Source organism: Pseudomonas sp. P105, from assembly GCF_032614175.1.
GTDB classification, from domain to species: domain Bacteria; phylum Pseudomonadota; class Gammaproteobacteria; order Pseudomonadales; family Pseudomonadaceae; genus Aquipseudomonas; species Aquipseudomonas rhizophila.
Window position 1 is genome coordinate 3,576,669 of the sequence record NZ_CP126693.1, and the last position, 21,091, is coordinate 3,597,759.

Consider the following 21,091-nt stretch of genomic DNA (forward strand, 5'->3'; position numbering starts at 1 on the left):
TAATCGAACATTAATATTCGTATCTATTTCCAAGAAAACCTAAAAAACACAGGACATCCTGTTGATTTTAATAGGTTTATGTCGATGCGTTTGGACATTTTCCGTTAGCGTTCACTTTTTAGTTATCTTTGTTAATCTTAATTGCGGCTTTGCATTGCTGGATGCGAGCAAGCCTGCGTGCGCCCGTCAGCACACTCACAAAAACAATAAAGAGGTTTGCCATGGACACTCCATCACGTCGCACGACGCTGACTATTGCCCTGTGTTTTATCGTCGCTCTGATTGAAGGTTTTGACCTGCAAGCTGCCGGCACTGCCGCCGCAGGGTTGCGTCAGACCTTTGCCCTGGACCCGAAAATGATGGGTTGGGTGTTCAGTGCCGGCATCATCGGTTTGCTGCCGGGCGCCTTCTTCGGTGGCTGGATTGCCGATCGCATCGGTCGCAAGAAAATCCTCATAGCAGCGGTGCTGCTGTTTGGCGTGTTCTCACTCAGCACCGCCTACGTCAGCTCTTTCTCCGGCCTGCTGCTGGTGCGTTTCATGACTGGCCTGGGCCTGGGCGCCGCCCTGCCCAACCTGATCGCCCTGTGTGCCGAAGCCGTGGGAGAGCAACGTCGCGGTACGGCCATCAGCATCATGTATGCCGGCGTGCCATTGGGTGGGGCACTGGCGGCGGTGGTCGCCATGCTGTTTCCCGAACATTGGCAGACGACCTTCATCATCGGCGGCCTTGCCCCATTGCTGGTGGTGCCACTGATGATGGTGCTGCTGCCTGAATCCAACGCCTTTCGCCAACAACAAAACAGCGTCAACCCGACGCGCACTTCAACCGGCCAGGCCTTGTTCGGCGAAGGCCGCGCCAGCGTTACCCTGGCGTTATGGTTGAGCTACTTCTTCACCCTGACCGTGATGTACATGTTGCTCAACTGGCTGCCCTCGTTGCTGCTGGAACAAGGTTTCAGCAAACCCCAGGCAGGCCTGGTACAGATGCTCTTCAATATCGGCGGCGCCCTCGGCTCCCTGCTCGGCGGAGTGTTGCTGGATCGCTGCAACGGCATCAAGGTGGTGCTGTTTGTGTACACCGGCTTGCTGGCAGCTCTGGGCGGGGTTGGCCTGTCCGTGGGCATCATCCCCATGGCCATCGCCGGTTTTGCCGCGGGGTTGTTTGTGATGGCTGCGCAACTGGTGCTTTACGCCCTGGCCCCGCCCTCCTATCCAACGTCGGTGCGCGCCACCGGCGTCGGCGCAGCGGTAGCGATCGGTCGTTTGGGCTCGGTGGCCGGGCCATTGGCGGCCGGGCAGATTCTGGCGGCCGGAGCGGGCACCACCGGTGTCTTGCTGGCTACCTCGCCCGGCTTGGTGATTGCAGCCTTGACGATCATCAGCGTCATTGCCCGCTCGACTTCGTTGAACGTGTCGATGAATAAGGCCAAGGCCTGAGGCCATCCGAACGGCGTAGGTAAACAGGTGCTGTTGTGGGGGCTCAAGATGAAGCTGTTTCAAAGGCGTCAATTCCTGGCTTTATCGTCTGCAATAATCTCGAACTCATTCCATACCCCTGCCTCTAATGTGTAGATCAACAGAGGTAACGCGATTATGAACAGCGATAACGGCATCGAATCAGAAGCAACCTCGAGCATCCCGTCGACCGATACGTCTGGCAAACCGGTTGATAAGAATCTTGAGGACAGCGCTACGCCCCCCTCAACTCAAACCAAGGAGCAGGAAGCAGAGGAACTCAGTCGAAAAATCGCGGAGATCGAGCGCAAGGTGGCTGACGGCCACTAACCGATTACGCCCGCATACACCGATCGATCGACATTGCCACCCGACAGAATCACCCCCACTGTCTCCCCCGCCCGAGCTTCACGTTCCTGAATAAGCGCCGCCAAGGCGGCGGCCCCGGCTCCTTCGGCGAGGTTATGGGTGTCGGTGTAATAGACGCGCATGGCCTCGGCAATTTCCTGTTCGCTGACCGCTACGATCCGTGCGGCCCCGGCTGCGTAGAGGGCGAAGGCTGCGGGGATCGGTTTGCGCACGGCCAGGCCATCGGCGAAGGTATTTGCCGAAGCGGTTTCCTGTATTTCGCCCGCCTCAAAAGATAACTTTGCCGCCGCGGCTTCATGGGACACCACGCCCACCACCTGGGTCTTCAGGCCCAGTGCGTCGCGGGCGGCGATCACGCCACAAATGCCCGATCCGCAGCCAATCGGCACGTAGACGGTATCGAGATGCGGCGCGGCAGTGAACAGTTCCAGGGCGTAAGTGGCCACGCCTTTGACCAGTTCCGTGTGAAACGGTGGCACCAGGAACAGGTCATGCGCTTGCGCCAAACGGGCGGCCTCTTCACGGGCCTCATCAAAATCCCGCCCACACTCAATGACTTCGCCGCCAAAGCCGCGCATGGCAGTGTTCTTTTCCACCGAGTTGCCCTGCGGCACGACAATCAACGCCTTCAAACCCAGCGCGCTCGCCGCCAGCGCCAGGCTCTGGCCATGATTGCCGCGGGTGGCGGTGACGATGCCCTTCGCACCGGGATGTTCACGTTTGAGCCAATGCATGAAGGTGATGCCGCCGCGTATCTTGAAAGCGCCGGTGGGGGTGTGGTTCTCGTGCTTGACCCACACCGTGCAGTCCAGCCGCTGAGCCAGCAAGGGCCAGGCATACTGGGCGGTGGCGGGCATCACCTGGTACACATGGCGAGCCGCCTGTTCAATATCGTCACGAGTCAGTCGGTACATGAAGCTATCTCCCTGAGTGGTTAGCCAGTCTAGGCATCGCCGCCGTGGGTCGGCTTTCAAAAAACCGACCTGACTTTTGCGCCGCTTCTTCACTACTATGGCGCTCATGAACCATCAAAACCGCCTACAGCCATCGCCCTTGTCTGAACCGGTCCGCCGTGTCGAGACTGGGTCCTGGGCGTTCGAATTGTTGCCCAGCGCCGCTTACTCGACCCGCTATGTGGCGGCCCAGGCCTCCATCGGGTTTGCCTTCGACAGCCAGCGCGGCCTGCACGCCTTGGGTAGCGACCGGGTGCATCCTTTCGAGGCTATGCCCAACGGCCTGGCATTCGTTCCCGCCGGCTGCGACGTGTTCTCCGAGTCGCTCATGGGCGGTGAATACCTGCGCGTAACGCGGACCGACGGCATCCCCCTGAGCGGGGATCGCCCATTCAACAATCACATCGATCAACAGGCCATTGACCTCGCGCTGCGAATGCGCGGCGCGCTGTTACGTGCCTGCGTGGAAGATGACTGGGAAACCTGGGCCTTGGCGCTGGCACAACGGGCAACCGGTGATAGCGCGTTGTCGACACCGGACCAAGGCGCTATCACCCCCCGGCGCATGCGCCTGCTTGATGAGTTTATCGAGGCAAATCTTGAAGGGCCGCTGGGAGTGTCGGCGATGGCAGGTCTGCTGGGGTTGTCCGAAGGATATTTCATGCGGGCCTTCAAGCTCGCCACGGGCAAAAGCCCGCACAGCTACCTGATCGACCGGCGTCTGGCCAAGGCCCGGGCACTGATGCGTGATTCCACCGCCAGGCTGTCGGAAATCGCCCTCGCCTGCGGGTTCAATTCCCAGGCGCACATGGCAACCACGTTCAAGCAACGGCTCGGGGTGAGCCCGATGCAGTTGCGCTAGACCGCCAAAACACTGCAAGGCACCTGATACAAGATATGCTCGGTGGTGCTGCCAAGCAGTTTCTCTCCGCCTGGATCCTGGACTCTGCCCATCACGATGACGTCCATGTGATGTGTGTTGGCAAACTCACTCAGCGCCGCAACCGGGTGTCCCAGAACGAAATGCCTGCGGCCAGGCGGAACGTTGTATCGACTGGCCAGTTTCAGAAACGATTGTTCCAACGCTTTGCGCTGCCATCGGGTCAGCTCCGACAGCGTTAAGCCTGTGTCTGACGCCTGGTAGTCTTGGGATATGTCGTAGGCATACAGCAAGTGCAGTTCAGCATCACACTGTTCGGCGAGACTGCAGGCCTGGCGAATAACGCGATCATTGAGTTCATTTTGTCCAGGCTCGGCCAGCGACGCCTCTACCGCCGCCACGACCTTGCGCGGCAAGGCAGGTCGAACCCCGCCCACCAGATACACCGGTACCGGTGAGTAACGCAGCAGGTGCCAGTCCAACGGGGTGAAAAAAGCACGCTTGAGCACCGACTCATGTTGGATTTCCTTGATCAACAGGTCAGGCTGCAATTCGCTGAAGTGGTCCAGGATGTCCTTTTCCATGTCATCAGCCCACGCCAGCTCGGTGGTCACATCGACCCCTCTGGCATGTAGCTTTTTCGCCTGTTCCCCCAACCAGTCGCGGTGGTCCTGCAGGTAACGCTCGCGTGTCTTTTCACGGTCACCCTCTTCAAGCAGCGACAACAGGTTCAAGGCAGGAATCAACGCCGCTATATGCAAGCGTGCAGCGCTGGCCTTGGCAAGCGCTGCGGCATGGTCGATCACCGGAGAATGGCGCAGGGCCAGGTGGGTGATGAGTAACAGCTGTTGATACCGGCCCATGATCTGCCTCCAGACAGGTGAAACTCAACCTCTGCCACTGCCAGCTACACATTCAGCCGTGACATCTGCGCCGGATCGGGCACCAGCGTCATTTCAGACTGCGCCGTCGGAAGATGCCTGACGTTGATAAATATCAACCGGAGCAAGGCTGCCGTTCTTCACGCCGCCGGCAGACCACAGCGGCATAGAGGCAGCGGTCTAACCGTATCGTTTGGCCTGCTGCGGCGCTGCGTCGGCTGGCAACTTGATCATCAGGACGCTGCACATGGGGTCTTCGAGTATCCCTTCAGCGGTCAAGCCGATATCAGAGGCCTGCGTATGATGATCGGCCGCACCGATGACCAACAGGTTGTAAGCACTGCGCTGCAGATAAGCATGAATTGCATTCGCCGGAGCGCCGGGAATGAAGTGCCGATGCTGGCTGGCAATACCATGCTGGCTGGCCAAGGCATCGAACGCCTGTACCTGGGCCTCATAGAGGGACAGGTCACCGTGGCTGGCAGCGGCACAGTCGTAAACGCTGATCACGTGCAATGAGGCACCGCAGGCGTTTGCCAAGTGCCTGGCCGCCTCGATGAGCGAATGATTGTCGCGGTTTCCTTTGGCCTGTGACTCCATGTCAACCGCTACCAGAAACTTGCTGGGTGTCTGAATCGGGCCCGGCAACACATAAAGCACGGCAATCGGGCTGACGCTCAAGAGTTCCCAGTCCAGTGCTGACAAACCGCGCTGCGCCAGGCCTGGGCGTTCCTGGATGTCCTTGATGATCAAGTCCGCTTCAACACGCTGCGCATAGGCAACGCATTCGACTGCCGAGGAACTGGCGCATACCAGCTCTGGATGGACATCCACGCCTTTTTCCTGCAGGTGCGCACTTTCACTTTCCAGCCATTTGCGACGCGACGACATTAAGTTATCGCGCACGATGTCGGGCCTCTCGGTGACTGCATGGCCGGGCGGCTCTACACCGTGGGGCTCAGTGAACATCGCCACGTGCAGTGGCACGCCCAGGGCGCGTGCCAGATCGCCGGCATACTCCAATCCGGGAGAGTGAGCTGCCTGAGGGGGGGCAAGAAACAGTAAACGCAATGGATGAGTCATTTCACACCTCGGCATCCGATGATAAAAATGGCGTCCCTGCGCATTCCTGCTTGGGTGGACAGGTGCCGCATAGAGCGGCTTTTTAGTCCTGTTGAACTTCATTCATGGGGCAAGCCCGTGGCCAGTTCGACATTCGGCACCCACAGGGCATCAATGCAGGCCGAAGCGTCCTTCTGCGTCACAGGTTCAAGGGCCAGCGGTTCAAGCAGGCCCCTGTCGACCAATGCCAGACGCATGATTCCGTTTTTGTCGAGAAGCGAACTTGCCAGACATTCACACAAGGAGCGCGGCAGCGCCTCTGGCAGCGGGCCTATATCGGCATTCTCCAGCTCAAGCTCATAACGCTCGGTACAGGTGTCTGCCAGATCCTGCATCGCATGGGTCGCGAAATACGACACCGTGAAATATCCCGAGGTCAGCACCGCCAGAATCGACAGCAAAATGGCTGCCTGACGTTTTCTCGAGCGTGTGCCCCGAAGATGCAAAAACCCGGGCAATGCGGATTTGCTCCGGTCCTGAACCACCTGCGCCCCGCTGATGGGTCTGTTGTTTGTCATGACCGTATCTCTGCCCCATGCTTATCAAAAGAATGGCGCCGATCAACGAATGCCGTTTGATCTGGATCAACCTCGTGCTGCTGTTTGCCATTTTTCTGGCTACAGCAACACGCGGTGGGCGTTCAGGAGTAGACCGTTGCAGGCTTGGTGGCCCTTGCTGGGCCACCCTGCCCGGCCCTGGAAAATCGACGATGACCGCCCACCCCTCCGCCATCAGGCGGGCGACGAACGATCACCAAAGGGCGATATCGTAGGTAAGGTAGATCCGGTTACTGTCCCGTCCCCTCGAGAATTCAGAGCGGTAGACGTAATTGCGCAGCTTCACGCCCAACCCTTTGAAGGAGCCTTGCTGCACCACATAAGCCAGTTCAGCATCGCGCTCCCACTCTTTGATGGTGGTGTTGGACTCTCCATCGTCGCCGCTAAGGTAACGCGTGGAGAACGTCAGGCCGGGGACGCCCAGGGCCGCGAAGTTGTAGCCGTAGTTGAGCATCCATGTCTTCTCGTCTTCCTCTACGAACTTGCCTATGCCGGCGTTGCTGAAAGAATAAACGGACGCGCCGCTGATGTAGGGCAGCCCGGCGTCGCCCTTCAGTGTTTGATAGCCGCCGCCTACGGTATGGCCTGCGACAGCGTAAGTCAGCTGGCCGCTGAGCATATGGTTGTCGATTTTACCGCCATAGGCAGAACCGCTATCAACGCTGCGGAAGTAGCGCAGATCACTGGTCAGCACGCCTGGGCCGAGCGGCAGATCATGTTGGACACCCGCAAAGTTCTGCCGATAGAAGTTCTCCAGTTCGCCATGAAAGTAGCTGAGGCGAATCGTCTTGCCCAACTTGTAATCGGCACCGAGGTAACTGAAGTCCCCTGACTTATCGCCACTGTAGCCGTCTGGCACGATGGGCATACTGTCGCTCGAATCTCGCAACTTGAAACGATCAAGATAGCCGCCCGTCAGGCTAAGGTTATCAATGTCGGTGCTAGTGAACTGGCCGCCCTGGTAGGTCTGAGGCAGCAGTCGGGCATCGTTGTAAATGAGCACCGGCGTTTTAGGGAGCAACGTACCGTACTTGACGGTGGTTTTGGCAAATCGAGCCTTGGCGGTCATCCCGAAGCTCGCAAATTCATCGGCGGCACGACCGTCATCATGCACAGGCAGCAGACCGGTGCCGCTACGACCGCGGCCGGAGTCGAGCTTGACCCCCAGCAGGCCCAAAGCATCAATACCCAAACCGAGGCTGCCGGTCGTGAATCCCGACTGATAATCAAGCAAAAAGCCTTGGCCCCATTCGGTGCGCTCGCTCTTGGCGGTATTTGCCGCTCGCGCACTCATCCCATGTTCATCGCGGAAATTTTCATTGATGTAAACATTGCGCAATTGCAGCTTGAGTTTGCTGTCGTCGATAAAGCCTTGCGCATTGGCATTGGCCAGCGGCAACAAAGCCAGGAGAGTCAATAAAGCTCCACGGTTATAAACAGAGGTCATATCAAACTACTCATTGTTGTTATTTGGAATGCAGCTGACCGTCCGCCCCACTGGCATGGGGCGTCAGGTGTCAAAGAGGTTTGGAGAATCAGGAGAACAGACTGATTGCCCCAGTCAGCAAGGCCAACGCAGTCACGACCAGGGAAGTGAGCACCGCCCATTTGACGGTGGCTTTCTGGAAGTCGCCCAGATCACGGTCCACCATGCCGACCAGCAGCAGGGTCGAGGCCACCAACGGACTCATCAGGTGCACCGGCTGGCCGAGAATGGAGGCCCGTGCAATCTCGACCGGATCAATGCCATAGGCCGCTGCGGCGTTGGCCAGGATCGGCACGACACCGAAGTAGTAGGCATCGTTGGACAACACGAAGGTCAGCGGCATGCTGGTAATGGCAACCACCAGCGGGAACAGATGGCCCCAGGATGGCGGAATCCAGTCGACCAGGGTTTGCGCCAGCGCATCGACCATTTTCGTCCCGGAGAAGATCCCGGCAAAGATACCCGCGGCAAACACCAGCAGAACCACGGTCATGGCGTTGCCCGAATGAGCGAGAATTCGTTCTTTCTGAATATCCAGTTGCGGATAGTTGATCATCAACGCCAGAACAAAACCGATCAGGAACAGGATCGCCGAGTGCATGAGGCCCATGACCAGCGCAACCATCACCGCCGTCACCAGCAACAGGTTGACGTAGGCCAGTTTCGGGCGCTTGTGCGGCGTGTCTTCAATAATCGCCTTGATGTAGCAATTACCCCCACCGCTTTGCAGATGGGTGTTGCCGATGCGCTTGCGTTCGGCACGCCCCAGCAGAAACGCCGTGAACACCACCCACATCGCACCGCCGATCATGGTCGGCAGCAAAGGCACAAAATACTCACCGGCGTCCAGGCCCAGCGCTGCGATCGCACGGGTCGCCGGGCCGCCCCAGGGCGTCATGCCGCTCATGATGCTCAACGAGAGCATGGAAATGGTCGCCAGGATCATCGGGTTCATGCCGATGCGCTTGTACAGCGGCAACATCGCTGCACAGGTGATCATGTACGTGGTCGTGCCGTCACCGTCCAGCGCCACCAACAGCGACAGCAGCGCCGTGCCCACGGCGATTTTCATCGGATCACCGTTAACTCGCTTGAGGATCTTGCGGATCAGCGGGTCGAACAGACCGGCATCGATCATCAGGCCGAAAAACAGGATTGCGAACAACAGCAGCGCCGCCGACGGCGCGACCATCTTCAAGCCGTCCAGCATCATCTTGCCGGTGGTACCGCCAAACCCGCCGATCACCGCGAAGACTATTGGCACCACCGTCAGGGCGACGATCGGTGACAAACGTTTGGTCATTATCAGGAAGGTGAAGACCACCACCATGGCCAAGCCAAGTAAAGCGAGCATAAGTCAGATCTCTTGTTGTTATGAGTAGCTTGGCCGACATTCAGGCGCACGCCATCCCACTCGCCAGGCGACACTCGAATGATTGCCTGGCGCAGGTATTCAGGAAGATAACGCGGTGATGTCGGGTCAGCCGTGACCGGTTAGATGTGATTCGCGACCTTTGTGTCGTCCCAGGCGTGCTCCGTTGCCTGGATGTGCCTCGGGGAGGGTTTGCCATCCAGGGTCTGCAACAGCACATCGCGGTCGCAGGCATTCTCCGAGATGGAGATCACCACGGTCGCCACTGCGTTGCTCGCCAGGCTGGTCAGCGCCCGCGCCTCGGACATGAACCGGTCGATCCCGATCAACAGGGCCAAACCGGCCAGAGGAATATCGTGGATGACGGTCAGGGTCGAGGCCAACGCGACAAAGCCGCTGCCGGTAACACCTGCGGCGCCCTTGGAAGACAGCAACATGATCGCCAGCATGGTGATGACCTGGGTCAGCGTCAGGTCGATGTTGCAGGCCTGTGCAATGAAGATGGCCGCCAGCGACAGGTAGATCGCCGTGCCATCGAGGTTGAACGAGTAACCGGTTGGCAGCACCAGCCCCACGACGCCCTTCTTGCAACCCAGGGCCTGGAGCTTTTCCAACATCCGCGGCATCACCGGTTCAGTCGAAGAAGTGCCCAGCACCACCAGGAATTCCTCGCGCAGATAACGCAACAGCTTCCACAAACTGAAGCCGTGTGCACGGCAAATGCTGCCCAACACAACGAAGACGAAGAAGGCGCAAGCGACGTACAGGGTCATGATCAGCTTGGCCAGCGAGCCCAGCGACGTGATGCCGTACTGCCCGACAGTGAAGGCCAAGGCTCCGAAAGCGCCGATCGGAGCAAAACGCATCAGGTAGGAAAATATCTTGAACACCATGTGCGAAGCTGATTCCAGCACATCCAGCACTGGCTTGCCGCGCTCGCCCAAGGACGACAGGGCAAAGCCGCAGAGCACTGCGATAAACAGCACCGGCAGCACCTCGCCTTTATTGAAAGCGCCAATAAAGGTGTCGGGAATGATGTGCATGAAGAAGTCCACCACACTCAGCTTCGCAGCGGAGTCGGTGTATTGCGACAGGCCCTGGGTGCTCAACTGGGTCGGGTCTATGTTCATGCCTGCACCGGGCTTGAACAGGTAGACCGACACAAGGCCAATGATCAGGCTGATCACCGTCAGCGCCAGGAACAACAGCATGGTCTTGCTCAACAAGCGCCCCAGCGAGCGCTTGTCACTCATGCCGGCGATGCCGGTGACAATCGTGCAGAACACCACCGGCGCGATCATCATCTTGATCAACTTGATGAAAGCATCACCCAGCGGCTTCAAGGCAATCGCCTGTTGCGACCAGAAGTGCCCGACCAGCACGCCCAGCAGCACGGCGCAGATGATCTGGAAGTAGAGCGATTTAACAACTTTCATGGCATCACCCATTTTTAGAATTGTTCTGATGCAAACGACAATGACTGCCTGGACTATCCGGCCAGCCGGTGTGAAGCGGTGGCGTAGACGAAACCTGAGAAAAGCCGGCGGGCGGTACGCACCACCGAGGCACGAATGGTCTCACCCTTTTCGCCGGTGTAGGACAGTACGACGTCGATACCACCGCTTGGGTGCTCAATACGAACCTGCTGCAGACGCGGCTCGCTGATGCCGCCGAGCAACTGCGCCACTACGCTGCCTTCAGTCACGCAAGCGGTAGCCAGACCGATGGAGCCGGTGATCGCCAAGGCGCGATGACAGTTGTGCGGCATGAAATAGCGCACCTGGACCGTCCCGCCCGACTTGGCAGGAGACACCAGCACCGGCTTGGGGATGACCTTGTCACTGACATCACCCAGGCCCATGGCCAGGCCGGCTTTGAGTCGCAGGGACTCCAGGCGTTGCAGGAACGCCTTATCGGCGTCCAGTTCAGCGGGGCTTTCATCGCCGCGCTTGCCAAGCTGACTGGCCTCGACGATCAGCATCGGCATCGCCATGTCGATACAGGTCACCGGGATACCATCGATCAGGTCCAGCGATTGCCCCGTCGGGAAGAGCTTGCCGGTCTTGCTGCCAGCCGCATCCAGAAAGGTCAGTTGCACCGGAGCCGCCGTGCCAGGCACGCCGTCGATGGCGGTGTCCCCTTCATAGCTGACCTTGCCCTCAGGGGTTTGCACCTCTGAATTTACGAAGGTCCCGGTATTGAGGTTGCGGATCCGCACGCGGGTCAGATCGCCGGAAGGCTTGACCAGCCCCTGCTCGATGGCGAACGGGCCGACGGCGCACAGCATATTGCCGCAGTTGGGCGCGGTATCGACCCGGCGCTGGGAAACCATGACCTGGACGAACAGATAGTCGACATCCGCGTCCGGGTGCAACGATGGGCTGACGATTGCCACTTTGCTGGTTTGCGGGCTGCCGCCACCGATGCCGTCGATTTCCAGCTCATGGCCGGACCCCATCAGGTTGAGCAGCAGCTCATCACGTTCGGCGATGGCACTGGGCAGGTCCCAGGCAAGAAATACGGGCCCTTTGGAAGTACCACCGCGCATCAGCACACAAGGAATTCGCTGCATGAACACTAACTCTTGTTGATCAATCTGGATAATTGATGTTCTGGACACAAGAGTGGCAGGGTTCTAAAAGTGTTTCCAATGCAAAGATCAGAGCAATTATTGCGTTTCACGAATGAATTAATTTACGATGATTTCCCAGCGCATCGCTCTTGCCCGGTGAGAAAGAACATGGAATACGAGCTTCAAGACATACGATCTTTCGTGAAAATCGCTGAACTAGGCAGTTTCCACGAAGCCGCCGATGCGCTGCATCTCTCCCAACCGGCCCTGAGCCGGCGCATGAAAAAACTGGAGGAAGGCCTGGGGACCGCCTTGCTGGATCGCACCACCCGCAAGGTCAGCCTGACGAGCGTCGGGCGCGATTTCCTGCCCAAGGCGCGGCGCTTGCTGGATGATTTCGACGACTCGATTCTCAATATTCGCGAACTGGCGGAGCGCCAGATCGGTCGGGTGACCTTGGCCTGCATCCCCACCGCGGCCTTCTATTTCCTGCCTTCGGTGATCCGCCTCTATAACGAGCGCTACCCCAAAATCCGCATCCGCCTGCTCGACCTCAGCGCAAACGAAGGGCTCGAGGCGGTACTGCGTGGCGAAGCCGATTTCGGTATCAATATGATGAGTGGCCAGCACCCGGATATCGAGTTCGTGCCATTGGTCAACGAACCTTTCGTTTTAGCTTGTCGACGCGACCATGAACTGGCCAGACGCAGCTCGGTAAGCTGGTCTGAGCTCAGCGATTACCGACTGATCGGTGTCGGTCGTCTCAGCGGCAACCGAATGCTGCTGGACCACGCCTTGTCGGGTTTGAGCTGGCGTCCGCAGTGGTTCTACGAAGTGCAGCACTTGTCTACATCGTTGGGGTTGGTCGAGGCCGGCCTCGGGGTGTCGGCCATGCCCAGCCTGGCAATGCCAGCCGAGGATCACCCGACATTGGTCAGCGTGCCGTTGATTGATCCGGTGGTAAACCGATCGCTGGGCCTGGTCTATCGAAGGGGCGCATCGCTCTCCCCGGCCGCGGAAAAATTTGTCTCGATATTGCTTGAACAATGGGAACACTGATTTTTCGGGGTCCATGATCAGGACTGGATGAGAAACGGGCCGATCTCAGTCAACCTCCGTGCTCATTGCAAGCGCTTGATATTGCTCCAGCTCAGCCAGCCGTTGGACCAGGGCATTGCGAACACGCTCGTAAGCCCCGCTGCCTAGCAGTAGACGCCTGGGTGCGGGATCGACGTCGACAATCTCGAGCATGATCCTGGCCATTTTCTGCGGGTCTCCGGTAAGCGGGAAAGTACCCTCGGCGATTGCTTTACGCACTTCACCGGCAGGCGTTTGCTCGTACTCAGCCATCGCGGGCGGACGAACCAGCGCGGCGCCGAAATTAGTTCGTGTCGGGCCCGGCTCTACCAGGGTGAACTCGATCCCAAAAGGCGCAACCTCCAGAGCGACCGACTCAACGAATCCCTCAATGGCCCATTTGCTTGCGTGGTAAAGGCTGAAGTTCGGGTAAGCGAGCTGCCCGCCCTCCGAGGACACTTGAAGAATTCGACCGCCCCCCTGTTTGCGCAGAAACGGTAGGCAGGCACGGATGAGTTGAATAGAACCGAGCAGATTCGTTTGCAACTGCTGGTTGATCTGTTCATCGCTGGCTTCCTCCGCCGCACCAAACAACGCGTAGCCCGCACTGCTCACCACAACATCAATACGTCCTAGCTCGGTGAACGCCTGATGAACCACAGCGCGGATGGCCAATGCGTCGTTTACATCGAGCAACGCTGTCCACAGTTGCTCGCCGTAGCGTGTCTTCAAGTGACTCAAGGCCTGAGGCTTACGCAAAGTAGCCGCCACACGGTCCCCCCGTTCCAGCAATTGTTCGACCACCGCCAGACCAATGCCGGACGAACTTCCAGTCACTAACCAAGTTTTGCTCATGTGCTTGATCTCCGAATGAAGGGTGAGTTGCCATCGATGTGAGACCAAACTACGTCAGCCGGACTGCTGCTACTATGGGGCAGAATTCGGATGAGCTAATGAAATATAGCCATGAATCAATTGCCCCTTTCGCTTGCCGATTTACGCGCGCTGACCCGCATCGTTGCTCATCGCAGCTTTCGTAAAGCGGCCGATGAGTTGGGCCTGTCAGCCTCTACCCTGAGTCATATGATGAAAACGCTGGAGGCCGGTCTTGGGGTGCGTTTGCTGCACCGCACCACGCGCAGCGTTTCACCGACGGCAGCGGGAGAGCGTCTGCTAAGACGACTGGCGCCTGTGTTGCGCGAATTCGAGCTGGCGATTGAGGAAGTCAATGAATACCGGGATCTTCCCAGCGGCACTTTACGGATCAATGCCAGCGAACAGGCCGCGCGCGTTTTGATGAAAGCTGCCCTTCCGATATTCCTGGAACGCTTCCCCCAGATGTCGGTTGACCTCGTGACCGAGGGCCGTCTGATCGATATCGTGGCCGAGGGCTTCGACGCCGGTATCCGTTTAGGTGAAGCGATCCCCCAAGACATGATCGCCGTGCCGATAGGAACGGATACGCGATTTATTACCGTGGCGTCCCCCCAATACCTGAAGACTCATCCTGTCCCCCTTACGCCGGATGATCTGCCAGGACATCAATGCATCTGCATCCGGATGCCCAGTGGTAAACCTTATAGATGGGAATTCTCCAGGAACGGACAATCCTTGGTCATCGAGCCCAAAGGACAGCTAACTCTCGATAATGCCGAAATCATGGTCGATGCAGCCATATCCGGGCTCGGCATCGCTTACGTGCCAGAGCAGACGGTATCGCAACCTTTGGCAGACGCTCGTCTGGTCGAGGTCCTCGCGGATTGGTGCCCCAGGATTCCTGGGCTGTTTCTGTATTATCCGGGGCACCGCTATATCCCATCAGGCTTGCAGGCCTTCATCGAGGTCTTGCGCGAGTCTCATTGATTGTCCGCGACTGTGCATTCGAACATAACGGCATGCGCCCTTGCGAGGTGAACGCGCGTCGGTTGCGATCCGGCCCTTGTTTGAGCTGACTCAAGCCTTCTGCTCTTGCTGCAAGCGCTTGAGCAGCGCGTTGGCGGCGGCTTCGGAAGAAGCCGGGTTCTGGCCGGTGATCAGATGGCCATCCTCGACCACGTAACTCGCCCAGTCTGCCGCCTTTGAATACTCGCCACCTCTGGCTTTGAGCATGTCCTCCACCAGAAATGGCACCACCTGGGTCAATCCCACGGCCTCTTCTTCAGAGTTGGTGAACCCGGTCACTTTCTTGCCCTTGACCACTGGATGGCCATCCGGCGCGTTGACGTTCTTGAGCACCCCAGGCGCGTGACAGACGGCCGCGATGGGTTTATTCGCGGCGTAAAAGGCTTCGAGGAGGGTCTTGGAATCAGTGTCCTCGGCCAGATCCCACAGCGGCCCATGACCTCCGGGATAGAACACGGCATCGAAGTCGTAGGGATCAATTTCGCCCAGCGGCACCGTGTCGGCCAACGCTGCCTGGGCCCGGGTATCGGCGCTGAAGCGGCGAGTGGCGTCCGTCTGGGCCTGTTCCTCGTCGCTCTTGGGGTCCAGCGGCGGTTGCCCTCCCTTTGGTGAGGCGAGCGTAACCGTCACTTTGGCGTCGACAAACACGTAATAGGGCGCGGCGAACTCTTCCAGCCAAAACCCCGTTTTCTTGCCGGTGTCACCCAACTGATCGTGGGACGTCAGGACCATTAGAATGTTCATGTAAACCTATCCTCCAAGTCGGAATGAGCGGCGTATGTTCGCCCTGCATTACGTCAGAGGCCGCGTGGTAGCAGACGTTCAAGTGGGTGAAGCGAATCCTCATGAAACGGTCGTTGATCCCAGCGTTACTCCCCCCATCAGCCCCGCTGCCGAGGAGTTCGGGGCCCGTTATTGAGTTGCCGAACCGGTTCACCGCTGCTAGAAATGAAAGACCTTGGCCTTGTCTCTGCCAGCGCCACAATCCAGGACAGCCTCGCGGGCATCATCCGTTGACCCCATTCATACCTCACAGGGAGCTTCACCGTGTTTCCGATGGATATCTGGTTCACCTACACCGCAGCCTGCGTGCTGCTGGTCTTGTCACCCGGTCCTGACAATCTGCTGGCCATAGGACGGGGGCTGAGCCAGGGTCGCCTGGCCGCCATCGTGTCCGGCCTGTCGTCTGGGCTGGGCATTTTGTTTCACGTCACCACCGCCTCGTTGGGGCTGACGCTGTTGATCCAGACCTCGACGGTTGCCTTCTGGGTCGTCAAATTGGTAGGGGCGGCCTATCTGGTCTGGCTCGGGATCAAGGTGCTGCGCTCCAGAAGCCTGATAACCTTCGCGCCCGCCGCACGACAGCCACTGCGAAGCATTTTGCTTACAGGCTTTCTTTCGGCGGCGCTAAACCCCAAACCCGGGTTGTTCGTCCTGGCGTTCATCCCTCAATTCATCAACCCCGCGCTCGGCTCGGTCACCGTACAGATGCTGGTCTACGGGTTCTGGTTCGCCCTGCTGACGGCCGTGGGGTTCTCGTTGATGGGGGTCTTCGCCACGCGCCTGTCGCAATACATCTGTCAACGCCCTCGCCTTGCCAACGGACTGAACCTGGGCGCGGGATTGACCTTCATCGTCTCAGGCCTGTCCATCGCCGCCCTCAGGCAGAAATAACCGCCCGTTCCACGCACCTAGCCACCAACCAGCGAAGTCGCCAGCAATGCCTCCAGCCCCATCGGCTTGGCGAAATAATAACCTTGGGCCTGCCCTGCCCCCATCTCCCGCAGCAAGAGCAACGTCGCTTCATCTTCGACACCTTCGGCCACCACGCTAAGGTCAAGTGATTCGGCCATACGCACGATCGCCCGGACGATCGCGCGACTGCGGGGGCTGGTGGTCAGTTCGAAAATGAACGACTTGTCGATCTTCAAACCGCTGAAACGGTATTGATGCACATAGCTCAGGGATGAAAATCCTGCGCCAAAGTCATCGAGCACCACCGACATGCCGTTGTCGGCCAATTGCTGCATGGTCAATCGGGCAATGGCGGGCTCGGCCACCAGCGCACCTTCGGTCAACTCCAGGCAGATCCGCGACGGCGCGACGTTGTAACGGGCCAACAGTGCCAGCACATCATCGGCAAAATCCGGGCGCGTCATGCTGTAGCTGGAGCAATTGACATGCACCGGTGGCCAATTGGCGTGTTGCGGTAGTGCGAGGATCGCCACGATGCTGGTGAGCATGTACAGATCCAGTCGACCGATCAGACGCAACCCCTCGACATCGGGCAGAAACTCGCCCGGCGCGATGATCCGGCCACCCGGTTGATGCCAGCGGATCAGCGCTTCAAGGGCCACCAGCTCGCCGCTTTCGACGCTGACAATCGGCTGGAAATACGGCAGCAGTTCGTCGGTACGCTTGAGCGCATTGCGCAGGTGCCCTTCACGCTCAACCTGGTCCGAGACTTCACGACGCACTTCCTGGTTGAACACCGCGTAACTGTCGCGCCCGGCATTCTTGACCCGGTACATCGCCGCATCGGCATCGCGCAGCAAGTCCGCGGGTTCGTGGTGAAACTGACTGTCGGCGCTGACAATACCGATACTGCACGACGAAAACACTTCGTGGCCATTGATGAGAAACGGCAGGTCGAACACCGACAGAATCCGCTCGGCGATTTCGATCACCACCTCCAGTGTCGCCTCGGGCGCCAGCACTGAAAACTCATCGCCCCCCAGGCGGGCCAGCATGTCGGTGTCACGCAGGCAACTGCGCAAGCGGTGGGCGGCCTGCATCAACAGCAAATCGCCAAAATGGTGGCCGAAGCTGTCGTTGACCATCTTGAAACGGTCGAGGTCGATGAACATCACCGACAGTTGCCCGCCTTCGCTCTCGAACCGCGCCCAGGCCAGATTGAGGCGCTGCTGCAGGTAGGAGCGATTCGGCAGCCCGGTCAGCGCATCATGGGCGTTTTCGTGTTGCAGCTTGGCGTTGGCGTGATCCAGTTCGCGGGTGCGGTCCTGCACCCTGGCTTCGAGCTTGAGGTTGGCGGCATGGATCGCTTCGGCGGCCGTGCGGCGCGACAATGCCGTATCAATGTGCCGTGACACGAACGTCAGCAGTTCCTGGTCGCGCAAGGTGTAGCGCACCTGGGAGGTATAGCTTTGCACCGCCAGCACACCCCGTACCACATCGCCATCGAACAACGGAATGCCCAGCCAGGAATGGAAGCGGACCGACTCGTAGGCCACTTCGAGTTCACCCTGCGCAGACAACCGATCCGCGTCGAAAGGATCAATCAGGCAAGGACGACGCTGGCGGATAACGTACTCGGTCAGGCCCCGGCACCCACGGCGTGCCTCAGGCAGGGTGGTTTTGCGCTCATCGACATAATACGGAAAGGTCACTTCACCGATCGCGTCGTCGAACAGCGCGATGTAGAAGTTCTCCGCGAACAGCAGATCGCCGACAATGCCATGCAAGGTTTGGAACAGCTCCGCCATGTCGCCAGGCTGGCTCGACAGTTCTGCAATCTGGAATAGCGCACTCTGCAGGTGTTCGGCGCGCTCTCGATCTGCCACTTCCTGCCTCAGCGCGTCATTGACTGCCGACAGTTCCAGCGTGCGACGCATCACCGTCTCTTCCATGCCCTCACGGTGCAGAATCCGGTCCAGCGCCATGGCCACGTGCCGGGCCACCACCAGAAACAGCGCGCGGTCTTCGGCGCTGTAGGTACGTGCAACGTCGTAGACCTGCATGGCAAGCATGCCAAACACTTCATCGGCGGCATTTTTCAGCGGAGCGCCCATCCAGAATTCGGGACGATCACCCACGCAATAGAAACGACCCTCGGCCTGAGCGGCGCAAATGCCCGCGGCATCGATCAGCAACGGCTGGCCCGAGGTCAGCACCTGGCCGGTCAACGACAGACGTGAAGGGTCAAGGTATTCGTAGTGTTGGGACTCCACGGCATCGACGTCGATGATGTCGACGTAGTACGGGTAGTCGATTTTTCCGCTGTGGGGGTCATACAGCGCGAGATAAAAGTTCTCGGCATCGATCAGGCTGGCGAGCAGCCGGTGAACCCCCACCAGGAACACGGAGCGGTCGCGGGTGGAGCTGGCCAGGTAGGTAATTTCATACAGCACACGCTGAGTAATCTGGGCCCGGGCCAAGGTATTGGTCTGTACCTGGATGCCCAGGCATCGGGCAAACTCGGCGAGGGCCGGCTCCTCGGTATCGGTGACTGGCGCCAGTAGCCAACCCAGCACACTTTCGCCCCGACCGGTCGGCCAGCGGCACAACCGTCTGGTCCGGCAGAAGGTCTCGAACTCTGCGTTCGCAACGCTGGCCGGCCACTGTTGCCCTGGGTCGCCCTGCCCCAGCAGATGCAGTTGTTCACCGGCGCGATAAACCACCCACTGGGTGGTGTGGGTCCAGGTGCGCGCTGATTCCAGCAATTGTTCGATCGCGTCTTCGTTGCCAACGTATGCCATGCCGGCCGCATCCGGGTTTTCTTGCAGGTGAATTGCCACACCGTAATGGTTCGATGGCTGCGGCGGATCGCTCAATGGGCGAAAACTCATCAGCGCTCCCTGCGCCACAGTGGCGAGATTGAATGACTGATTGCCGGGCAATATGCCAGTGAGCCTTCGGTGTATAGCGTCCAGAGGGTTTTTTCAATCGTTTTTATTCACTTGAGTGCTATCACGACGCAATGAGTGTTTCATCGGTCATGGAGTGTTGCCTGCGGCGGCGCTCGTCCTCCCGGGTTCTCAACCATACGCCCCCGGGAGTCCCTGCAAGCACGGCCGGTTCATCGTGCCTACCACACAGCAATATGAGAATCCGCCCTGGGCTCGGTGCCGCCGCACAGGACACCGCTGACCGGGTCGCGGAGAATGATCTGGCCTCGTCCGTAATCAGTCCGGTCACTGGCGATCTGCACTTCATGACCGCGCCGCGCCAAGGCATTGGCCAAGTCGCCGGAGGCACCCTGCTCGATGCCAACTTTCATCTCACCAAGCCACTGCCAGCGCGGAGCGTCCAGCGCCGCTTGCGGGTTCAGGCCGAAGTCCACCAGGTTCATCACCATCTGCACATGGCCTTGGGGCTGCATGTAACCGCCCATCACGCCGAAAGGGCCAAGGGCCTGGCCATTCTGGGTGAGGAAACCAGGGATGATGGTGTGAAAAGTCTTCTTGCCCGGGACCAGGCAATTGGCGTGGCTCTGATCCAGGCTGAATTCCTGTCCGCGATTCTGCAAGGCAATCCCGCTGTCGGGCAGCACCACGCCGGAGCCGAATCCGTGATAGTTGCTCTGGATGAACGAGACCATGTTGCCTTCCCCGTCAGCAGTCGCCAGGTACACCGTGCCGCTGGCGTGGGGATCGCCGGGTTTGGGTGCCTGGGCCTGTTCGCTGATCTGGGCGCGACGGCAGGCGCTGTACTCCTCGCTCAACAGGTCAGTCACCGCCACACGCATGTGCAGAGGGTCGGTGATGTAGTGCAGGCCGTCGCTGTAGGCCAACTTCATGGCCTCCAGTTGGCGATGCCAGGTCTGCTGGCTGTCGCGGTGATCGAAGCTGAAGCCCTCCAGTATTTTCAGCGCCATCAAGGCCACCAGCCCCTGTCCGCTCGGCGGGATTTCCCAGACATCGACGCCTCGATAGTTGACGTGGATCGGTGCCACCCATTGGGCGCGATAATCCTGCAGGTCCGTGGCGCGAAGGTAGCCGCCGCTGGCCCGGGAGTGGGCATCCAGGCGTTCGGCCAAGGCGCCGCGATACAGGCTCTCGCAGCGGGTGGCAGCCAATTCTTCAAGGGTTCGGGCCTGGGCCGGGTTGCGGAAAATCTCCCCGGCCCGTGGCGCGCGACCGTCAATCAGAAAAGTCTGGAACCAGGCATCCAGGACCTGATCACGATGAGGCGTGAATTCGTTCAAAGCGATCTGCCATTGATGGGCAACCACCGGCGACAGCGCAAAACCATCCCGCGCCAGGCTGATCGCCGGCTGCAGCAACACGGCAAAGGGCAGCTTGCCAAAGCGTTGCGACAACTCGGCCCAGGCCGATGGGCAACCCGGGACGGTTACCGGCGTCCAGCCATAGAGCGGCATCCGTTCATGGCCGGCCGCCTTGACCGCCTCGATACTCAGGGCCGCCGGTGCATGGCCGTTGCCGTTGAGGCCATGTAACTGGCCCTTGCACCAGACCAAGGCAAAAGCATCGCCACCGATGCCACAACCCGTGGGCTCGACCACCGTCAGCGCCGCCGCCGTGGCGATGGCCGCATCAATGGCGTTGCCGCCCTTTTGCATGATCTCGATGCCCGCTTGGGCAGCCAGAGGCTGGGACGCGGCGACCATGCCCCGGCGGGCAAAAACGCTCTGGCGTTGCGACGGATAAGGGTACTCGTGAGCAGAAAATTTCAGCATGGCAAAGACTCTTCAACACAAGGATTC

Annotated in this window: 18 protein-coding genes; 6 read left to right on the forward strand and 12 right to left on the reverse strand. The window is 59.3% G+C overall.

Going from position 1 to position 21,091, the window contains the following annotated elements; translation table 11 throughout:
* Positions 1 to 221: 221 nt before the first annotated feature.
* Together mhpT and QOM08_RS16070 are read left to right on the forward strand one after the other, a co-directional pair.
* Complete coding sequence (mhpT, locus tag QOM08_RS16065) at positions 222 to 1,439, forward strand: 3-(3-hydroxy-phenyl)propionate transporter MhpT (protein ID WP_047225560.1); 1,218 nt, start codon at positions 222 to 224, stop codon at positions 1,437 to 1,439.
* A gap of 156 nt (positions 1,440 to 1,595) precedes the next feature.
* A complete protein-coding gene (locus tag QOM08_RS16070) occupies positions 1,596 to 1,787 on the forward strand; it encodes a hypothetical protein (protein WP_305466099.1) in 192 nt (63 codons plus the stop codon).
* Here QOM08_RS16070 and QOM08_RS16075 read toward each other — a convergent pair.
* Positions 1,784 to 2,740: a threonine dehydratase gene (locus QOM08_RS16075; protein ID WP_316911796.1), complete on the reverse strand. Its 957-nt coding sequence runs from the start codon at positions 2,738 to 2,740 to the stop codon at positions 1,784 to 1,786. The genes QOM08_RS16070 and QOM08_RS16075 overlap by 4 nt on opposite strands.
* Positions 2,741 to 2,837: 97 nt before the next feature.
* Between QOM08_RS16075 and QOM08_RS16080 the strand changes: the two genes are divergently transcribed.
* A complete protein-coding gene (locus QOM08_RS16080; protein WP_316911797.1) occupies positions 2,838 to 3,641 on the forward strand; it encodes an AraC family transcriptional regulator in 804 nt (267 codons plus the stop codon).
* Here the strand turns inward: QOM08_RS16080 and QOM08_RS16085 are convergent.
* The 7 genes from QOM08_RS16085 to QOM08_RS16115 all read right to left on the reverse strand — a co-directional run bounded on the left by QOM08_RS16085 (position 3,638) and on the right by QOM08_RS16115 (position 11,649).
* Positions 3,638 to 4,522 carry a universal stress protein gene (locus tag QOM08_RS16085; protein WP_160892096.1) on the reverse strand — a complete coding sequence of 295 codons (885 nt, stop codon included), beginning with the start codon at positions 4,520 to 4,522 and terminating at the stop codon, positions 3,638 to 3,640. The genes QOM08_RS16080 and QOM08_RS16085 overlap by 4 nt on opposite strands.
* A 198-nt stretch (positions 4,523 to 4,720) precedes the next feature.
* The gene (locus tag QOM08_RS16090; protein ID WP_274090181.1) at positions 4,721 to 5,623 is read right to left on the reverse strand and encodes a universal stress protein; all 903 of its coding nucleotides are present in this window, start codon (positions 5,621 to 5,623) and stop codon (positions 4,721 to 4,723) included.
* Positions 5,624 to 5,721: 98 nt separating this feature from the next.
* Positions 5,722 to 6,180 (reverse strand): hypothetical protein, encoded by a 459-nt coding sequence (locus QOM08_RS16095; RefSeq protein WP_047225554.1) that lies wholly within the window; start codon positions 6,178 to 6,180, stop codon positions 5,722 to 5,724.
* Between the two features lie 232 nt (positions 6,181 to 6,412).
* A complete protein-coding gene (locus tag QOM08_RS16100; RefSeq protein WP_173406851.1) occupies positions 6,413 to 7,666 on the reverse strand; it encodes an OprD family porin in 1,254 nt (417 codons plus the stop codon).
* An 88-nt stretch (positions 7,667 to 7,754) separates the two neighbouring features.
* Positions 7,755 to 9,059 carry a CitMHS family transporter gene (locus QOM08_RS16105; protein ID WP_047225552.1) on the reverse strand — a complete coding sequence of 435 codons (1,305 nt, stop codon included), beginning with the start codon at positions 9,057 to 9,059 and terminating at the stop codon, positions 7,755 to 7,757.
* A 140-nt stretch (positions 9,060 to 9,199) separates the two neighbouring features.
* Positions 9,200 to 10,525: a dicarboxylate/amino acid:cation symporter gene (locus tag QOM08_RS16110; RefSeq protein WP_047225551.1), complete on the reverse strand. Its 1,326-nt coding sequence runs from the start codon at positions 10,523 to 10,525 to the stop codon at positions 9,200 to 9,202.
* A 41-nt stretch (positions 10,526 to 10,566) separates the two neighbouring features.
* Positions 10,567 to 11,649, reverse strand: a complete 1,083-nt coding sequence (locus tag QOM08_RS16115; protein WP_047225550.1) for a 4-oxalomesaconate tautomerase — start codon at positions 11,647 to 11,649, stop codon at positions 10,567 to 10,569.
* A gap of 168 nt (positions 11,650 to 11,817) precedes the next feature.
* Between QOM08_RS16115 and QOM08_RS16120 the strand changes: the two genes are divergently transcribed.
* Entirely contained in the window at positions 11,818 to 12,708 is an 891-nt protein-coding gene (locus QOM08_RS16120; protein WP_047225549.1) for a LysR family transcriptional regulator, read from the forward strand.
* 45 nt (positions 12,709 to 12,753) lie between these two features.
* Here QOM08_RS16120 and QOM08_RS16125 read toward each other — a convergent pair whose 3' ends face one another.
* A complete protein-coding gene (locus QOM08_RS16125; protein ID WP_047225548.1) occupies positions 12,754 to 13,581 on the reverse strand; it encodes an SDR family oxidoreductase in 828 nt (275 codons plus the stop codon).
* A 111-nt stretch (positions 13,582 to 13,692) separates the two neighbouring features.
* Between QOM08_RS16125 and QOM08_RS16130 the strand changes: the two genes are divergently transcribed.
* Positions 13,693 to 14,589: a LysR family transcriptional regulator gene (locus QOM08_RS16130; protein ID WP_047225547.1), complete on the forward strand. Its 897-nt coding sequence runs from the start codon at positions 13,693 to 13,695 to the stop codon at positions 14,587 to 14,589.
* 90 nt (positions 14,590 to 14,679) lie between these two features.
* Here the strand turns inward: QOM08_RS16130 and QOM08_RS16135 are convergent, their stop codons facing one another.
* Entirely contained in the window at positions 14,680 to 15,372 is a 693-nt protein-coding gene (locus tag QOM08_RS16135; protein WP_047225546.1) for a type 1 glutamine amidotransferase domain-containing protein, read from the reverse strand.
* A gap of 303 nt (positions 15,373 to 15,675) precedes the next feature.
* On the opposite strand from QOM08_RS16135, the gene QOM08_RS16140 reads away from it, so the two are divergent.
* Positions 15,676 to 16,302: a LysE family translocator gene (locus tag QOM08_RS16140; protein ID WP_076384161.1), complete on the forward strand. Its 627-nt coding sequence runs from the start codon at positions 15,676 to 15,678 to the stop codon at positions 16,300 to 16,302.
* A 17-nt stretch (positions 16,303 to 16,319) separates the two neighbouring features.
* Here the strand turns inward: QOM08_RS16140 and QOM08_RS16145 are convergent, their stop codons facing one another.
* Positions 16,320 to 19,214 (reverse strand): EAL domain-containing protein, encoded by a 2,895-nt coding sequence (locus tag QOM08_RS16145; protein ID WP_316911798.1) that lies wholly within the window; start codon positions 19,212 to 19,214, stop codon positions 16,320 to 16,322.
* 239 nt (positions 19,215 to 19,453) lie between these two features.
* Positions 19,454 to 21,064 (reverse strand): gamma-glutamyltransferase family protein, encoded by a 1,611-nt coding sequence (locus QOM08_RS16150; protein WP_316911799.1) that lies wholly within the window; start codon positions 21,062 to 21,064, stop codon positions 19,454 to 19,456.
* Positions 21,065 to 21,091: the final 27 nt, after the last annotated feature.

Bases quoted from the DNA above. Each gene is read 5' to 3' on its own strand.
- mhpT (WP_047225560.1), top strand. From the start codon at position 222: ATGGACACTCCATCACGTCGCACGACGCTGACTATTGCCCTGTGTTTT.
- QOM08_RS16070 (WP_305466099.1), top strand. From the start codon at position 1,596: ATGAACAGCGATAACGGCATCGAATCAGAAGCAACCTCGAGCATCCCG.
- QOM08_RS16075 (WP_316911796.1), bottom strand. From the start codon at position 2,740: ATGTACCGACTGACTCGTGACGATATTGAACAGGCGGCTCGCCATGTG.
- QOM08_RS16080 (WP_316911797.1), top strand. From the start codon at position 2,838: ATGGCGCTCATGAACCATCAAAACCGCCTACAGCCATCGCCCTTGTCT.
- QOM08_RS16085 (WP_160892096.1), bottom strand. From the start codon at position 4,522: ATGGGCCGGTATCAACAGCTGTTACTCATCACCCACCTGGCCCTGCGC.
- QOM08_RS16090 (WP_274090181.1), bottom strand. From the start codon at position 5,623: ATGACTCATCCATTGCGTTTACTGTTTCTTGCCCCCCCTCAGGCAGCT.
- QOM08_RS16095 (WP_047225554.1), bottom strand. From the start codon at position 6,180: ATGACAAACAACAGACCCATCAGCGGGGCGCAGGTGGTTCAGGACCGG.
- QOM08_RS16100 (WP_173406851.1), bottom strand. From the start codon at position 7,666: ATGACCTCTGTTTATAACCGTGGAGCTTTATTGACTCTCCTGGCTTTG.
- QOM08_RS16105 (WP_047225552.1), bottom strand. From the start codon at position 9,059: ATGCTCGCTTTACTTGGCTTGGCCATGGTGGTGGTCTTCACCTTCCTG.
- QOM08_RS16110 (WP_047225551.1), bottom strand. From the start codon at position 10,525: ATGGGTGATGCCATGAAAGTTGTTAAATCGCTCTACTTCCAGATCATC.
- QOM08_RS16115 (WP_047225550.1), bottom strand. From the start codon at position 11,649: ATGCAGCGAATTCCTTGTGTGCTGATGCGCGGTGGTACTTCCAAAGGG.
- QOM08_RS16120 (WP_047225549.1), top strand. From the start codon at position 11,818: ATGGAATACGAGCTTCAAGACATACGATCTTTCGTGAAAATCGCTGAA.
- QOM08_RS16125 (WP_047225548.1), bottom strand. From the start codon at position 13,581: ATGAGCAAAACTTGGTTAGTGACTGGAAGTTCGTCCGGCATTGGTCTG.
- QOM08_RS16130 (WP_047225547.1), top strand. From the start codon at position 13,693: ATGAATCAATTGCCCCTTTCGCTTGCCGATTTACGCGCGCTGACCCGC.
- QOM08_RS16135 (WP_047225546.1), bottom strand. From the start codon at position 15,372: ATGAACATTCTAATGGTCCTGACGTCCCACGATCAGTTGGGTGACACC.
- QOM08_RS16145 (WP_316911798.1), bottom strand. From the start codon at position 19,214: ATGAGTTTTCGCCCATTGAGCGATCCGCCGCAGCCATCGAACCATTAC.
- QOM08_RS16150 (WP_316911799.1), bottom strand. From the start codon at position 21,064: ATGCTGAAATTTTCTGCTCACGAGTACCCTTATCCGTCGCAACGCCAG.